Raw genomic sequence first — 14,202 nt, 5'->3', positions numbered from 1 at the left:
CCCGTCACACGAACTGACGTGTCATCAGTCGCGCGGGCCTCCCTCCGAGCGGGCCGGCGCCGCGTCAGTCACGCGCCCCGCGGGCCGCCCGCCGGAGGGCGGACAGGTCGCCGATGACGATGGACTTCCGCCCGGCGTGAACCTGGTGGGAGCCGAGTTCGGCCAGACCCGCGGTGACGGTGTTCCGGGACACCCCGAGGTGCTGGGCCAGTTCGTCGCGGGTCAGGGCGAGTTCTGTGCGCCGCCCCGGCGGCCCCGCCGGGCCTTCCGGGCCCGCGGAGACGTCGGCCAGGGCGGCCAGGGCGGCCGCCAGCCGGGCCGCGATGTCGCCGCCGCTGCGGGCGAGGTCCGACTCCCGGAGCCTGCCCATGGCGTAGCGGACCATCACCGGGAACAGGTCCCGGTCCGTGACGAACCGCAGGAAAGCGGCCTTGGTGAGGACCGCGACCGTGCAGTCCGAGATCGCCTGGACGCTCGCCGAACGGACGCCGTCGTCCAACACGGCCACCTCGCCGAGCAGTTCGCCGGGGCCGCGGAACGCCAGCAGTCTGACGTCCCCGGCGCGCTCCCGTCGGGTCACCTTCGCCACCCCGCTCAGCAGGGCGAGCACATGCGTTCCGGGCTCCGCCTGGCGCAGCAGGGTGGCGCCGATCGGATGCCGGCGCTCGAAGGCCTCCGCCAGCATGCTCTTCCAGGTCTCTTCACCCATGAGTCGGCACAGGGTCTGGCCCAGGGGGTCCGCCGTTCGGCCGTGATCGTTCATGCGCCGACCTTAGGAGGCGCGACGGCGGGTGCGCAGACGGATCCGGTCTCCCGCCGGGATTTCCCTTGGGCCGTCCGTCCGGGGCCGGCACAGGGGCGTGCCGTAGCACGAACTCGTGTTTCGGAACGGGTAATTGGCGAAGAAACCCTTCGCATGAGCGAATCCGGGGCGGGTTGGCGGCGCGCGCGGGGCGGGGCGAGAAGCCTGGTGGCGGGACGGCGGCCGGCCGGGGCTGAGACTGGTGTGCGAGATGTCCGGCATGTCCGGCACGGCAGGACAAGTCGGCTGTACAGCTGGATTCTTGAACTTCCGTCAGGATTGTCCTGAACTTGGCTATGCTGCATCACCATGCCTCCGGCGCCGGCCGTCGCCCGTCCCCGTACTGTTCCGATCGTTTGAGGATGCCGAGAATGCTTCGAGCTGGATCATCGCCCGCCAGACGGCCGTCCGCGCCCCTGCTCGGGTGGCTGCTGCCCACCGCCGTGATGGCGGCGGCCGTGGCGGCCGCAGCGGCGGTGGTGTCCGCCGGGGTCCGTGCGGAGGTGCTCTGGTGCGGGGCGACGGGCACCGTGCTGGTGGCCGTGGTGGCGGCCGAGTCGGCCCGCCGGGGGCGTGCGCTGGCCGCGTTGCGGGAGCAGCACGCCCGGCAGGTCGGCGAGTTGCAGCGGCGGCTGGCCGGCCAGGAGGCCGAGGCGGTGCGGCTGGCCAAGGAGGAACTGCCGAGGCTGGTGGCCCGGGTCCGCTACGGCGCGTCGATGGACAGCCTGGCCCGGTCGTACCAGGTGCGCGATCCGCTGGCCGCGCCGAAGTTCCGGGGCGCGCTGGAGTCGGTGGTGCGCGGGATCATCGTCGCCGTCGACGACGAGGTGAACCGGCGCGACTCCGCCGAGCGGGCCTTCGTCAACATCGCCCGCCGAGTGCAGGCGATCATCCACCGGCAGGCCAAGGACCTGCGCGAGATGGAGGACCGGCACGGCAACGACCCGGCGGTCTTCGACGACCTGCTGCGCCTGGACCACGGCAACGCGCTGACCGGCCGCCTCGCCGACAGCATCGCCGTCCTGTCCGGCGCCCGCCCCGGCCGCCAGTGGACCAGGCCGGTGGCGCTCTACAGCGTGCTGCGCGGCGGCATGTCACGCATCCTGGAGTACCAGCGGGTGGACCTGCACCCGGTGGCCCAGGTGTCGGTGATCGGACCGGCCGTCGAGCCGCTGATCCACGCCGTCTCCGAACTGCTCGACAACGCCACCCGCTACTCGCCGCCGCACACCCATGTGCACCTGAGCGCCGCCGAGGTGCAGAGCGGCATAGCGATCGAGATCGAGGACGGCGGCCTCGGCCTGACCGACGAGGCCCGGATCCGCGCCGAGCGCAGCCTGCGCGAGGCCCAGGTCTCCAAGGACCTGGACGACCTCACCGAATCGCCCCGGCTGGGCTTCGCGGTGGTCGGCCGGCTGTGCCAGGCGTACGGCTTCCAGATCTCGCTGCGCCGCTCCGCCTACGGCGGCGTCCGGGTCGTGCTGGTGGTGCCGCAGGAGTTGGTCACCACCGCGCCCCCGACCGGGCGGGCGCACGGGATCGGCGCGTTCTCCGGCCCCCGGCCGCTCCCGGCGAACCCCCCGAAGTCGGCCGCTCCGTCGCGGCCGTGGGGGGCGCGGACGGCGACGACCGGCATGACGGGGCCGTCCGTCGGATCGTCCTTCGGGGCTTCCGGTCCGTGGGCGCCGAGCGGGCCCGGCCCGGGGGACGACGAGGTGGTGGTCACCGAGCGCGCCGCGAACGGCCTGCCGCAGCGGCGGCGGCGCCCGCCCACCCCCCGGGCGGGCTACCCCGGATCGGGCCGGACCGCCGGACAGTACGGCAACCCGGCCTCGGGGCCCGCCGCGGGCCCCGCCCCGGGGACGGGAGGGCGTCACGCCAAGGAGCCGGTACAGCCCGGCCTCTGGCTGGAGGCGTTCACCGAGGGGATCAACGGCCATAGGCCGGCCGCGAGTTCGGCCGGTCAGACCAATGAAGAGACGGCAGGGAAAGGCGAGCAGTGATTCCGCACCGCAGCAACATGGACTGGATCCTCAAGGACCTCGCGGACAGCGTGCCGTACATCCGCCACATCGTCGTACTCTCCGGCGACGGCCTCCGGATCGCCCAGCACGGCACCGATCCGGACACCGCCGACCGGCTCGCCGCCGCGTGCGCCGGGCTGCAGAGCCTGGCCGCGGCGGTGGGGCAGGAGTTCCCGCACGGCGACGGCTCGATGCGGCTGGTGGTGATCGAGGTGGACGGCGGCTTCTTCTACCTGATGGCGGCCGCCTCCCGCGCGTACCTCGCGGTGCTCGCCGACGAGGGGGTCGACGCCGGACTGGTGGGCCAGCAGATGCGCGACCTGGTCGCCCGGATCGGCGAGCACCTGGCCACTCCCCCGCGCAACCCCGAGGTGGTCGCGTGAACCGGCCGGAGCGCCGGCCCGGTCCCGGACCCGGTCCCGACCGCGGCAGGGACCGCGACAGGAACCTGGACCGCGACCGCCTGACCCGGCATCGCGGAGCGGGCACATGAACGAGCACAGCGAGGCGGGCACATGACGACGGCCGACCAGGACGGGTGGGACGGCCCCGACCCCGCCCGCCTGTACGTGATCACCCGAGGCCGCAGCGGCCCGGCCGGACCGGGCGTCTTCGACCTGGTCACCCTGATCGTCTCCCGCGCGGAGCCGACGCCCACCATGCAGCCCGAGCACGCGGCCATCCTGCGGCTGTGCCGCTCGCCGCTCTCGGTGGCGGAGGTCTCCGCCTACCTCGAACTGCCCACCAGCGTCGTCACCGTGCTGCTGGCGGACCTGCTCGACGACGGGCGGATCGAGGCCCGCGCCGCCGTCCCCAAGGCGGAACTTCCCGACCGTGCCCTGTTGGAGGCGGTGATCCATGGACTTCAAAGGCTCTGACACGGTGGTCGGACCGGCCGCCTCGGACCTGCTGCCGGACTCCGTCGCGATGGCGGTCAAGGTGGTGATCGTGGGCGGCTTCGGCGTCGGCAAGACGACGCTGGTCGGCTCGGTCAGCGAGATCCGCCCGCTGACCACCGAGGAGACCATGACCCAGGCCGGGGTCGGCGTGGACGACCCCACCGGGGTCGAACGCAAGACCTCCACCACGGTGGCGATGGACTTCGGCCGGATCAGCATCAGCGACCGGCTCGTGCTGTACGTGTTCGGCACCCCCGGGCAGGAGCGGTTCTGGTTCCTCTGGAACGGCCTGTTCGAGGGCGCCCTGGGCGCGGTGGTGCTGGTGGACACCCGCCGGCTGGAGGTCAGCTTCGAGGTGATCGGGCGGCTGGAGGACCGCGGCGTGCCCTTCGTGGTGGCCGTCAACGACTTCCCGGAGGCTCCGGCGCACCCGGTCGACGAGCTGCGGGCCGCCCTCGACCTGCCGCCCGAGGTGCCGATCGTGGCCTGCGACGCGCGCAGCCGCGAGTCCAGCCGGGACACCCTGATGACCCTGATGCGGTACCTGTACGAGCTCGCGGCCCCGACCGCCCGCTGACCGACCGCCCGCTGACCGGCCACCCGTGCGCGCCCGCCCGCGCGCCCCGTCATCCGACCCCCCGAACCCCTCGTCCGCCTCGCCGACGCCACCCGACCCCGGAGAGCCCGTGAGCACCCCGTTCCCCGACGACGCCGCCCCCACCCCGCCGCCCGGCTGCCCGGCCCACGGGCACGCCCTCGAACCGTTCGGCCCCGGCGGCGTCCGGCGCCTGTACGGGCCCGAGGCCGAGGCCGACCCGGCGGGCCTGTACGAGAAGCTGCGCGCCGAACACGGCGAGGTGGCCCCGGTCCTGCTGCACGGGGACCTCCCGGCCTGGCTGATCCTCGGCCACGGCGCGAACATCACCGCGATGCGCTCGCCGTCCCTGTTCTCCCGCGACTCCCGCCTCTGGTCGGCGTTCCGCGACGGCGAAGTCCCGATGGACTCCCCGCTGATGCCGGTGATCGCCTGGCAGCCGCTGTGCGTGTTCGCGGACGGCGAGGAGCACCGGCGGCTGCGCGGCGCCGTGCTGGACGGTCTGAACCGCTTCGACCGGCGCGGCGTGCGCCGCCACGTCCGGCGGTTCACCACCGAGCTGGTCCAGGTGGTCGGGCAGACCGGCCGGGCCGAGCTGGTCACCCAGTTCGCCGAGCACCTGCCGATGCTCGTCATGACCCAGCTGCTCGGCATGCCCGACGAGTACGGACCGCAGCTGGTGAACGCCGCCCGGGATCTCATGAAGGGCACCGAGACGGCCATCGCCAGCAACGAGTACGTGGTGGCGAGCCTGCGCCGGACGATGGCCGCCAAGCGCGAGGACCCTGGCGGCGACCTGGTCACCTGGCTGATGGAGCACCCGGCCGGGCTGACCGACGACGAGGTGATGGAGCATCTGCGGGTGGTGCTGCTCGCCGCGAACGAGACCACCGTCAACCTGATCGCGGACACCCTGAAGATGGTGCTCACCGACCCCCGGTTCCGCGCCCACCTGTCCGGCGGTCAGATGACCCTGGGCGAGGCGCTGGACCAGGTGCTGTGGGACTCCCCGCCGATGTCGCTGGTGGCCGGCCGCTGGGCGACCGTCGACACCGAGCTGGGCGGGCAGCAGATCAGGGCCGGTGACCTGCTGCTGCTCGGACTCGCGGCCGGCAACGTCGACCCGGTCGTCCGACCCGATCTGGCCACCCCGCTGTACGGCAACCGCTCCCACCTCTCCTTCGGCGCCGGCCCGCACGAGTGCCCCGGCCAGGACATCGGGCGCTCCGTCGCCGAGGCCGGGATCGACATCCTGCTGACCCTCCTGCCGGACCTTCGGCTCGCCGTGCCGGAGGAGGAGCTGACCTGGACCTCCGCCTGGATCTCCCGGCACCTGGTGGAGCTGCCGGTGGAGTTCACCCCGCGCGAGATCGAGCCGCACCCCGACTCCAAGCCGGTCGACGCCCCGGACCCGGCGGCCGTCACCGTTCCCGAACCCACGCCGGCGGTAGCGGAGGCGGTGGAGGAGGCGGTGGAGAAGGAGGCGGAGGCACCGGCCGCCGTACGGATCCCGGCGCAACGGCGCGGCTGGTGGCGGACGTTGACCGTCCTGTTCCGGCGCTGACGGCCCGCCTCTGACGACGGTCGGTGCGGGGCCGCTGCAGGCTGAAGGTGTCGACCGGGGTGAGGTCCCCGTGCGGGCCGTCGAAGGTGTAGTACGTCACGCGCATCACCGGCACGGCGGCGGGCATGCGTCGGCCCCGGCGGGGGTCGGGGGCTCCGCCGGGGCCGGGCGCAGGGAGTACGGGCACAGGGCCCGGGGGGTCAGGCGGCGGGGATCAGGGGCACTGCTTCCAGGCGAGGTGGTAGACGGTGTTGATGCTGCCGTCCGTCGAGTCCATGGTCATGAAGCTGGTGGTGCTGTTCGGGTCCGAGCTGCCGGCGCCGACCCGAAGTTCGGTGTTGATGTTGAAGTTGCGCTCCTCGCCGCAGGGGGCGAAGACCAGGGCGGCGACGTCGACGGTGTCGGTCGCCTGCCAGTTGTCGTCCTTGGGGCCGCTGAAGTGGTGGCTCAACTGGGCGGTCGCCGGGTCGCCCTGGAAGTAGTAGCTGGCCTGCTGGGTGCCGGTCGCACCCTTCTCCAGGTGGGCGTAGCCGCGGTAGTCGGCGGAGGCGATCGCGTAGGTGAAGCCCTGGGGGACGTGCACCCGCAGGTTGAGCTGACAGTTCTTCCGGAAGTCGGTCGGCTTCGAGCCGACACCCACCTGGGCGAGGTAGCTGCTGTAGGTCACGGTGAAGGCGGTGTTGTCCGGGGAGACGGCCACGGCGGCCGTACCCGCCGGGCAGCCGGAGCCGTTGACGGTCGCGACGTCGATGACGATCCGATCCGGCGGCGTCGGGAGCGCGCCGGCACCGAGGGCCGGCGAGGCGAACAGGGTTGCGGCGATTCCGGTCGTGGCCAGTACACGGAGCAGCATGGGCTTCCCCTTCGATCGTCCACGGAGCCGGGGCCGGCGCGGTCACGTTCCGAGTGCGGTGACGTTCCGAGCGCCTTGACGTTCCGAGCGCCTTGACGCTTCGAGCGCGGCCCCGAAATTGACATGGCTATGTCACCACATTCGGGGTGCCCGCGTACAGGGGGTGACGCGCCTCCCGGGTGACCTGCGGGCGTGGGTCCGGCGGTCCGTCGACGGGGCCTCGCATAGTCGGATGGCCAGTCACACCTTCCGATCGTGAGACGAGCCGACGATGTTGCTGCCCCACCGCCGGACCGCCACCGCGGCCCTCGCCCTGTTCCTCGCCCTCCCGGGCTGCGGCGCCCCGGACACCGCCCCGCCGCCCGCCGCCACGGCGACCCCCACCGCGACCGGACCGCGACCGTTCACCCTGGTCGCCACCGGGGACGTCCTGCCGCACACCGAGATCATCCAGCAGGCCGAGGAGGACGCCGGCGGGAGCGGATACGACTTCAGCGCCATGCTCGCCGGCATCAGACCCCTGGTCAGCGGCGCCGACCTGGCCATCTGCCACATGGAGACGGTCTACGGCGCCGACGGCGGACCGTACACCGGCTACCCGACCTTCAAGTCCCCGCCGCAGGTCGCCCGGGCCCTCAAGGACGCGGGTTACACCTCCTGCGACACCGCCTCCAACCACACCCTCGACGACGGCCCCGCCGGAATCCGACGCACCCTCGACGCCATGGACGCCGTCGGCCTCGCCCACACCGGCTCCGCCCGGACGGCCGACGAGGCAGGCCGGCCCGCCCTGCTCCGGGCCGGCGGCGCCACCGTCGCCCACCTCGCCTACACCTACGGGACCAATGACATCGCGCTGCCCGAGGGCCGGCCCTGGGCGGTCAACCTGATCGACCGGGACCGGATCCTCGCCGACGCACGCGCCGCCCGGGCGGACGGCGCCGACCTCGTGGTGGTCAGCGTCCACTGGGGCACCGAGTGGCAGGACGCGCCGGACGAGCAGCAGCTCACCCTCGCCCGCGAGTTGGCCGTCGAACCGGCTCCCGGACAGCCCGACATCGACCTGATCCTCGGCACCCACGCCCACATCCCGCAGGCCTACGAGAAGGTCCGCGACACCTGGACGGTCTACGGCCTCGGCGACCAGCTCGCCGGGCACATGTTCACCTACGACGGCGCCGAGGACCCGCGCGGCAACTGGAGTTCCCTCGCCCGTTTCACCGTCACCCCGCCCGCCGCTCCGGGGCTGCGCTGGACGGTGAGCCGCGCCGAGTTCGTCCCGCAGATCACCGACCTCGGCCCGCCCTACCGGGTGCTCGACCTGCGAGAGGCCGTCCACCGCGCCCCCGGCCGCGCCGACTACGCCCGCGCCCTGGAGCACATCCGCTCGGCGGTGCTCAGCCGGGGCGCGGGCGCGGCGGGGCTCACCATGGCACCGTGAAGCCGTGAAGCCATGAAGCCGTAAAGCCGTAGAGCGGTTAATCCGTAGAGCAGTTGAGCGGAGAGGCCGTTACGGCTTGCGGCCCAGCCCCGCGTAGGCCGCCACCTCGTCGTCGCCGAGCACCGGGCCCTCGTCCAGCTCCGGGTGCCAGCGGTTGATCAGCACGACGCCCGGGTCGTCCAGTTCCAGCCCGGCGAAGAAGCGCTCGACGCCCGCGCGGGGGCGCAGGTGGTTCTCGATGCCGGCCTCCGAGTAGCGGCGGGAGCCGATCGCGACCAGGTCGGGAATCGAGTCGGCGGTGCCGGCGGTCAGCGCGAGGAAGCTGCCGGAGGGCAGGGCGTCGACCAGCTCGCGGACCGGCGGGTGCGCGGCCTCGTCGGAGAGGAAGTGCACGATGTTGATCAGCGTCAGCGCGATCGGCCGGTCGAGGTCCAGGGTGGCGGCCACCGCGGGATCGGCGAGGAACCTCTCCGGCTCGCGCAGGTCGCCCTCGACGTAGGCGGTGCGGCCCTCGGGGGTGCTGGTGAGCAGCGCGCGCGAGTGGGCGAGCACGATCGGGTCGTTGTCGACGTACACCACCCGGCAGGACGGGTCGACGGCCTGGACGACCTCGTGCAGGTTGGGCGTGGTGGGGATGCCGGTGCCGACGTCCAGGAACTGGCGGACGCCGTGCACCTCGACCAGCCGGCGGACCATCCGGTGCATCACCGCGCGGGCCGCGACGGTGGCGGTGCGCGAGCCGGGCCACTCCCCCAGGATGCGGTCGCCGACCTCGCGGTCCACCGGGAAGTTGGTCTTGCCGCCGAGCAGGTAGTCGTAGACCCGGGCCGGGTGCGCGCGGTCGGTGCGCAGGTCCACCTGCGGCGCCTCCTCGAACCGGACCCCGGTCAGCCAGCCGTCCGGACCGCTGTTCTCCATGTCTTGCCCTTCCGCACGTTCGTTCCCGTCCCACTCAACCACAGGACATGATCGAACGTCAGCCACTTTGGGACGGTACCCGACCGCCGCGCGCCTTGACCGCGGGAGCCCCCACGGCGGCGGCGAAGGACGGCACCCGCAGGGCGGTGACGAGGCCGAGCGCGGGGCCCAGCGTGCAGAGGGTGACGTAGCCGGGGATCAGGCCGAGGTGGTGGTGGTCGTTCAGCCACTCGGCGAGCAGCGGGAAGGAGCCGCCGAAGACGGCGATGGTGGCCGCGTTGACCACGCCCAGGCCGAGGGCGCGGACCTCCGTCGGGAACAGCAGGCCGGTGAAGACGTTGAGCGTCCCGAGCACCGTCGCCACCAGCATCCCCAGCAGCACGGCGACGAGCTGGAACGGCAGCCAGCCCTGCCGCAGCCCGATCAGCAGCACCGGGACCAGCAGCACCGGCAGCGCGAACCCGGCCCGGGCCACCGGCAGCAGGCCGAACCGGTCGGCGGCGGCGCCGCTGAGCAGCATGGTGGCCAGCACCACCGCGAGCACCACGGTCATGAAGGAGGTCGCCACCTCCCGGTCGACCACCCCGTAGGCGGCGGCGTACTGCGGCAGGTAGACCAGGGCGAAGTAGTAACCGACCGTCCCGCCCAGGGTGTTGAGGAAGACGGTGAGCACCGCCCAGCGGTGCTCGCGCAGCACCCGCAGGAACGGCGGGCGCGCGCCCGTCGACTCCGCCCGGGCGCGACGGAACTCCGCGCTCTCCGGGGCCGCCCGGCGCACCCAGACGGCGGCCAGCCCGAGCAGCGCCGCGACCACGAAGGCCCAGCGCCAACCGCCGTCGGTCACACCGGACTTGCCGAGGGTGTGCAGCAGCAGCGCGAGCACCCCGTAGGAGAGCAGCGAGCCGACGATGATCCCGCCGTAGGAGACCGAGCTGAACGCGAAGCGGTGCCGGGGCGGGGCCGTCTCGGTCACGTACGCGGCGACGCTGGGCGCCTCCCCGCCGAAGGCCAGCCCCTGCACCACCCGCGCGGCGACGGCCAGCACCGCCGCCCAGGCGCCGATCGTCCGCTGGTCCGGCAGCACGGCGATGCCGAGGCTGGCGGCGGCGATCACGGACATGCCGAGGGTCAGGGCGAAGCGCCGCCCCCGGGTGTCGCTGAGCCGCCCGATCAGGTACGAGCCGACCGGCCGGGCGACGAACCCGACCGCGAAGGTCGCGTACGCCCCGAGCAGGCCGCTGACCCCGCCCTTGCCGTGCCCGAAGAGGTCCGCCGCGAAGTACGGGGCGAGGACGGCGTAGATGTTCCAGTCGAAGGACTCGACCACCGAGCCCACCGTGGCGGCGGCCAACTCCCGTCGCCGCCGGCCGGCTTGCGGCTCCTCGCACGGCGGGGTGGTTCCGGTCCGATCTGTCATGGCCTCAGCATGGCACCGATCGGGGTGCCGCGGTATCGGACGCGGCGAGGTCCGCCGCCCCCGGCTGCCCGGCGCCACCGGCCGGGGTGGTGGACGAAGCGGTGGGCCTCGCGGTCCGGTTCGATGGCACGGCGGCGGCGCGGCACTCCCGGGCCCCCGGTTCGTGCCGGGGGCCTGGAGCGTGGACTGCCGGTCAGCAGCCGAAGTTGATGAGGCGGAAGGTCACGTAGTGGTCGCCGGTGTAGTAGTCCTCGCGGGTGCGCTGGCCGGTGACGATCCGGCGGGTGCCGCGGGTCGGCGAGCCGGGCGTCACCACGGTGTACTCGTGGTAGTAGCCGGAGGACTGGGCCGGCAGCACGCGCTCCTTGTTCTGGAACACCACGCCGTCCTGGCTGTACGGGAACGGCCCGCCGGAGGCGATCAGGTTGAGCGTGGTGCGCGCCTGCGACGGCAGGGCGGACAGGCACACCGAGCCGCTCACCGCGGCGTGCGCCTCGGTGGCGACCGCGACGGGCGCGAGGGTCATCAGGGCGACGGTGGCGACGGCGGCGGCGCGGGACTTCCACGCGCGTAGAGTTCGGGTCATGACAACCAGCATGGCGACCGGCCCGGCCCGCCGAAAGCCCTGATCCAACTCTTCATCTCGGGTCAACTCGACGTACTCACAACCGACTTGACCTGGACAGCAGTCGAGCCGAACGGAGCCGAGGCCGGACAGGGCTGCGCGCCACCGGGGCGTTCACCGCCCCGGTGGCGCGTCCGGCGTCTCTACGTCAGCCCCGGGGCAGCGCCAGGGACTGGACGGCCGGCAGCTTGCGCCAGTCGCTGGAGACGATGCTGGCGTGCGCCCGGGCCAACTGCTCGGTGCGGGCGCGGGCCTGGTCCGCCGTCGGGTCGGTGGCGCTGATGGCGGGCGCCACGTTGTGCGCGTCCGTCATGACCAGCAGGTAGTGCGAACGGTCGTACCACGCGGTGTCGACGCCGTTGAGGTACGTGGCGGCGTCGCCGTCGAAGACCACGAACCAGGGCCGGATCCCGGCGTCCGCGCCCGTGTACGCGGCGCGCGGGTCGCCGGCCTTGGCGCCGTGCACGGCGGGGAACAGCTGGGCGTCGCCGATCCGGCCGGCGGCGGCGAGGTCGCGCAGGTGGCGGCCGTACTCGACGTCGGTGTGCAGGGTGTCGAAGGGGTTGCTCTCCTCGACCGTCCCCGGGATCGCGTACAGCAGGACCTTGCCGGCCAGCGCCGCGCGGCTCGGCCAGTTGCCGGCCCGCACCGCCTCGTCGACGCCGGCGTACGAGCCGCCGCCCGGCTTGGCGAGCAGGTCGGCGGGGCGCAGCACGGCCGGGCCCAGGTGCGCGGCGATCAGCGCGTCGAGTTCCGTCGGCCCCATGCCGAGGTTGGCGGAGAAGCCCGCCTTCAGCTCCAGCTTGACCACCAGCGGGCCGGCGCCCGGGTGGGCGCCGAGCCAGACCCGGACGTCGTCGAGGCAGTTCTCCAGGTTCTTGTTGGCGCCGCCGCTGTAGAGCTGCGCCGGGGTGCTGGCGGCGGTGCAGTTGTTGGAGTTGCCGAGCGGGTTGGAGTGGCTGACCTTCCACTCCTTGGTGACGATGTCCGTCCAGATGTCCAGCTCGATCATCCCGGTGCCGGTGTCGAGACCCTGGGCGAGGTACGGGTAGGCGGCCGGGTCGTAGGTGTTGTGCAGGCCGACGGTGGTGGCCGAGCCGAACGGCAGGTCCGCCGGGCCGCTCGCGGCCGCGTCCTGCGCCGCGTCGGCGGTCGCCGGAATCAGGGCCGCGGCGGCGGCGAGCAGGCCGGCCGCCAGGACGGCGGCGGCGGTGCGGCGTACGGTCACAGGTACTGTCCCCCCAGGTGCGGATGTGCCTCCGGCCGCCCCTCCCGGACGGTCGGACGAAGCATCGCCCACCAGGGCGAGCTTCGGGTGAAGAAGACACGACAATAGCGTGACGGCTGTACCGCTTCCGCCCGGGTTAGCGTGGGCCGTCCAGCAGGCGCGGCCCGGTCCGCGTCGGAGCACCGAGCACCGAGCACCGGAGGAACTTCCGTGTCCCTGGTCCGCGTCCACAACTTCTCGATCTCGCTCGACGGCTACGGAACGGGCGAGGGGCAGAGCCTCGACTCGCCGTTCGGCCACGCCGGCGACCGGCTGCACGGCTGGTTCTTCCGGACCCGGACCTTCCGGCGGATGCACGGCCGGGCGGGTGACACCGGCGGTGACACCGGCGTCGACGACGCGATGGCCCGCACCTGGAGCGACGGCATCGGTGCGGAGATCATGGGGCGCAACAAGTTCGGCCCGCAGCGCGGCCCGTGGCAGGACCACGAGTGGAAGGGCTGGTGGGGGCCGGAGCCGGTGTTCCGCACCCCGGTCTTCGTCCTCACCCACCACCCGCGCCCCACGCTGGAGATGGCGGGCGGGACCACCTTCCACTTCCTCGACGCCGCGCCCGAGGAGGCCCTGCGCCAGGCCAAGGCGGCGGCCGACGGGAAGGACGTCCGGATCGGCGGCGGCCCGAGCACCGTCCGGGCCTTCCTGGAGGCGGACCTGATCGACCACCTGCACGTGGTGGTGGTGCCGATCGTCCTCGGCCGCGGCGAGCGGCTCTGGGACGGGCTCGAAGGCCTGGAACAGCGCTTCCGCACCGAGGCGGTGACCAGCCCGAGCGGCGTCACCCACCTCACCTTCACCCGGCGGTAGCCGGAAGACGGTGGCCTCCCCACACCCGCGGGGAGGCCACCGTCACACCCGGACCGTCAGACCTGTCAGACCCGGTCAGACCCGGTCGGCCGCGATCAGGACGTACTGGAAGGAGCCGTCCTTGTAGGAGTTGATGAACGCCTCCTCGATGCCGGTGACCAGCGAGGAGGTGGCGCGCAGCTCCCAGTAGGGCAGGGTGGCGGGAGTCAGGTCGATGACGGCCTGCGGCACCAGACGGTTGTCGGCCATGGCCCGCAGGTACTCCCGGCGGGAGTGGATGTTGCACTCGAAGTGGGCGTTGATCTGCGAGACCCACTTGGACGGCTGCCCGTAGGCGGGGTTCCAGCAGCCGGTGACGGTCACGTACCGGCCGCCGACGGCGAGGATCCGGGAGTGCTCGGCGAACAGGTCGTGCAGGTCGACGTACATGCTGGACTCGTTGTTCCACGAGCCCGCCACCTGGCCGGTCTCGAACGGCATGTCGAGCATGTTGCAGACCTGCGAGCGGACGAAGTCGCCGATGCCCAGCTCGCGGGCCCGGTTGTTGCCGAACTCGGCCTGCTTGGCGGAGAGCGTGACGCCCTGGACCCGGCAGCCGAAGCGCTGGTGGGCCATCACCATCGAGCCGCCGCGGCCGCAGCCGGCGTCCACCAGGGTGGCGTCGGCCGGAACCGCGCCCAGGTGGTCGAGGAGCAGCTCGGCCTGCGCGGACTCCAGGCGGTGCAGCTCGGTGATCACCTTCTTCTCGCGCTCGCTGTCGGCCGGGTCGCCGATGGCGGCCTGGTCGACGTCGCCGATGCCGTAGTGGTGGTGGTAGAGGCCGTCCACGTCGCCGAGGCGAAGGTTGACCGGCCGTGCCTCGTGGTCCCAGTAGCGTGCGATGTCGCCCTGGTAGGGGGTTGCCGGCCCGGGGATGGCGGCGTTGTCGGCGGGGGTGGTGATGTCGTCGGTCAGGGACATGCGTCAGCTCCT

The 14,202-nt window shown here is 73.0% G+C and carries 14 protein-coding genes; 7 read left to right on the top strand and 7 right to left on the bottom strand.

All coding sequences use genetic code 11. From position 1 onward, the window contains the following. Nucleotides 1-64 precede the first annotated feature (64 nt). A complete protein-coding gene (locus ACIQVZ_RS30380; RefSeq protein ID WP_402454278.1) occupies nt 65-763 on the bottom strand; it encodes a Crp/Fnr family transcriptional regulator in 699 nt (232 codons plus the stop codon). Nucleotides 764-1,173: 410 nt separating this feature from the next. Between ACIQVZ_RS30380 and ACIQVZ_RS30375 the strand changes: the two genes are divergently transcribed. From ACIQVZ_RS30375 to ACIQVZ_RS30355, 5 genes are all read left to right on the top strand, one after another. After that, the gene (locus ACIQVZ_RS30375; protein ID WP_402454277.1) at nt 1,174-2,805 is read left to right on the top strand and encodes a sensor histidine kinase; all 1,632 of its coding nucleotides are present in this window, start codon (nt 1,174-1,176) and stop codon (nt 2,803-2,805) included. Between the two features lie 17 nt (nt 2,806-2,822). Further along, entirely contained in the window at nt 2,823-3,209 is a 387-nt protein-coding gene (locus ACIQVZ_RS30370) for a roadblock/LC7 domain-containing protein (protein ID WP_208869028.1), read from the top strand. Between the two features lie 132 nt (nt 3,210-3,341). After that, nucleotides 3,342-3,704, top strand: a complete 363-nt coding sequence (locus ACIQVZ_RS30365) for a DUF742 domain-containing protein (protein ID WP_063345928.1) — start codon at nt 3,342-3,344, stop codon at nt 3,702-3,704. Next, complete coding sequence (locus ACIQVZ_RS30360; RefSeq protein WP_350884103.1) at nt 3,685-4,302, top strand: ATP/GTP-binding protein; 618 nt, start codon at nt 3,685-3,687, stop codon at nt 4,300-4,302. The genes ACIQVZ_RS30365 and ACIQVZ_RS30360 overlap by 20 nt, the downstream gene beginning before the upstream one ends. A 109-nt stretch (nt 4,303-4,411) precedes the next feature. After that, the gene (locus ACIQVZ_RS30355; RefSeq protein WP_402454275.1) at nt 4,412-5,884 is read left to right on the top strand and encodes a cytochrome P450; all 1,473 of its coding nucleotides are present in this window, start codon (nt 4,412-4,414) and stop codon (nt 5,882-5,884) included. A 214-nt stretch (nt 5,885-6,098) separates the two neighbouring features. Here ACIQVZ_RS30355 and ACIQVZ_RS30350 read toward each other — a convergent pair whose 3' ends face one another. Continuing rightward, complete coding sequence (locus ACIQVZ_RS30350; RefSeq protein WP_350884099.1) at nt 6,099-6,737, bottom strand: DUF4360 domain-containing protein; 639 nt, start codon at nt 6,735-6,737, stop codon at nt 6,099-6,101. Between the two features lie 271 nt (nt 6,738-7,008). Between ACIQVZ_RS30350 and ACIQVZ_RS30345 the strand changes: the two genes are divergently transcribed. After that, nucleotides 7,009-8,178 (top strand): CapA family protein, encoded by a 1,170-nt coding sequence (locus tag ACIQVZ_RS30345; protein WP_402454274.1) that lies wholly within the window; start codon nt 7,009-7,011, stop codon nt 8,176-8,178. A gap of 69 nt (nt 8,179-8,247) precedes the next feature. Here ACIQVZ_RS30345 and ACIQVZ_RS30340 read toward each other — a convergent pair whose 3' ends face one another. From ACIQVZ_RS30340 to ACIQVZ_RS30325, 4 genes are all read right to left on the bottom strand, one after another. Then, nucleotides 8,248-9,096, bottom strand: a complete 849-nt coding sequence (locus ACIQVZ_RS30340; RefSeq protein WP_350884095.1) for an SAM-dependent methyltransferase — start codon at nt 9,094-9,096, stop codon at nt 8,248-8,250. A gap of 58 nt (nt 9,097-9,154) precedes the next feature. Continuing rightward, nucleotides 9,155-10,513 carry an MFS transporter gene (locus ACIQVZ_RS30335; protein WP_350884092.1) on the bottom strand — a complete coding sequence of 453 codons (1,359 nt, stop codon included), beginning with the start codon at nt 10,511-10,513 and terminating at the stop codon, nt 9,155-9,157. 193 nt (nt 10,514-10,706) lie between these two features. Next, the gene (locus tag ACIQVZ_RS30330) at nt 10,707-11,039 is read right to left on the bottom strand and encodes a ribonuclease (protein WP_350884154.1); all 333 of its coding nucleotides are present in this window, start codon (nt 11,037-11,039) and stop codon (nt 10,707-10,709) included. Nucleotides 11,040-11,286: 247 nt separating this feature from the next. After that, nucleotides 11,287-12,366 (bottom strand): phosphatidylinositol-specific phospholipase C domain-containing protein, encoded by a 1,080-nt coding sequence (locus ACIQVZ_RS30325; protein ID WP_402454272.1) that lies wholly within the window; start codon nt 12,364-12,366, stop codon nt 11,287-11,289. A gap of 210 nt (nt 12,367-12,576) precedes the next feature. Here ACIQVZ_RS30325 and ACIQVZ_RS30320 point away from each other — a divergent pair, with 210 nt between their 5' ends. Next, complete coding sequence (locus ACIQVZ_RS30320; protein ID WP_402454270.1) at nt 12,577-13,230, top strand: dihydrofolate reductase family protein; 654 nt, start codon at nt 12,577-12,579, stop codon at nt 13,228-13,230. A gap of 75 nt (nt 13,231-13,305) precedes the next feature. Here the strand turns inward: ACIQVZ_RS30320 and ACIQVZ_RS30315 are convergent, their stop codons facing one another. Continuing rightward, entirely contained in the window at nt 13,306-14,190 is an 885-nt protein-coding gene (locus ACIQVZ_RS30315) for a geranyl diphosphate 2-C-methyltransferase (protein ID WP_350884086.1), read from the bottom strand. Nucleotides 14,191-14,202: the final 12 nt, after the last annotated feature.

The organism is Kitasatospora sp. NPDC098663 (assembly GCF_044760075.1).
GTDB lineage: Bacteria > Actinomycetota > Actinomycetes > Streptomycetales > Streptomycetaceae > Kitasatospora.
This window is presented reverse-complemented; position numbering and strand designations above follow the sequence as displayed.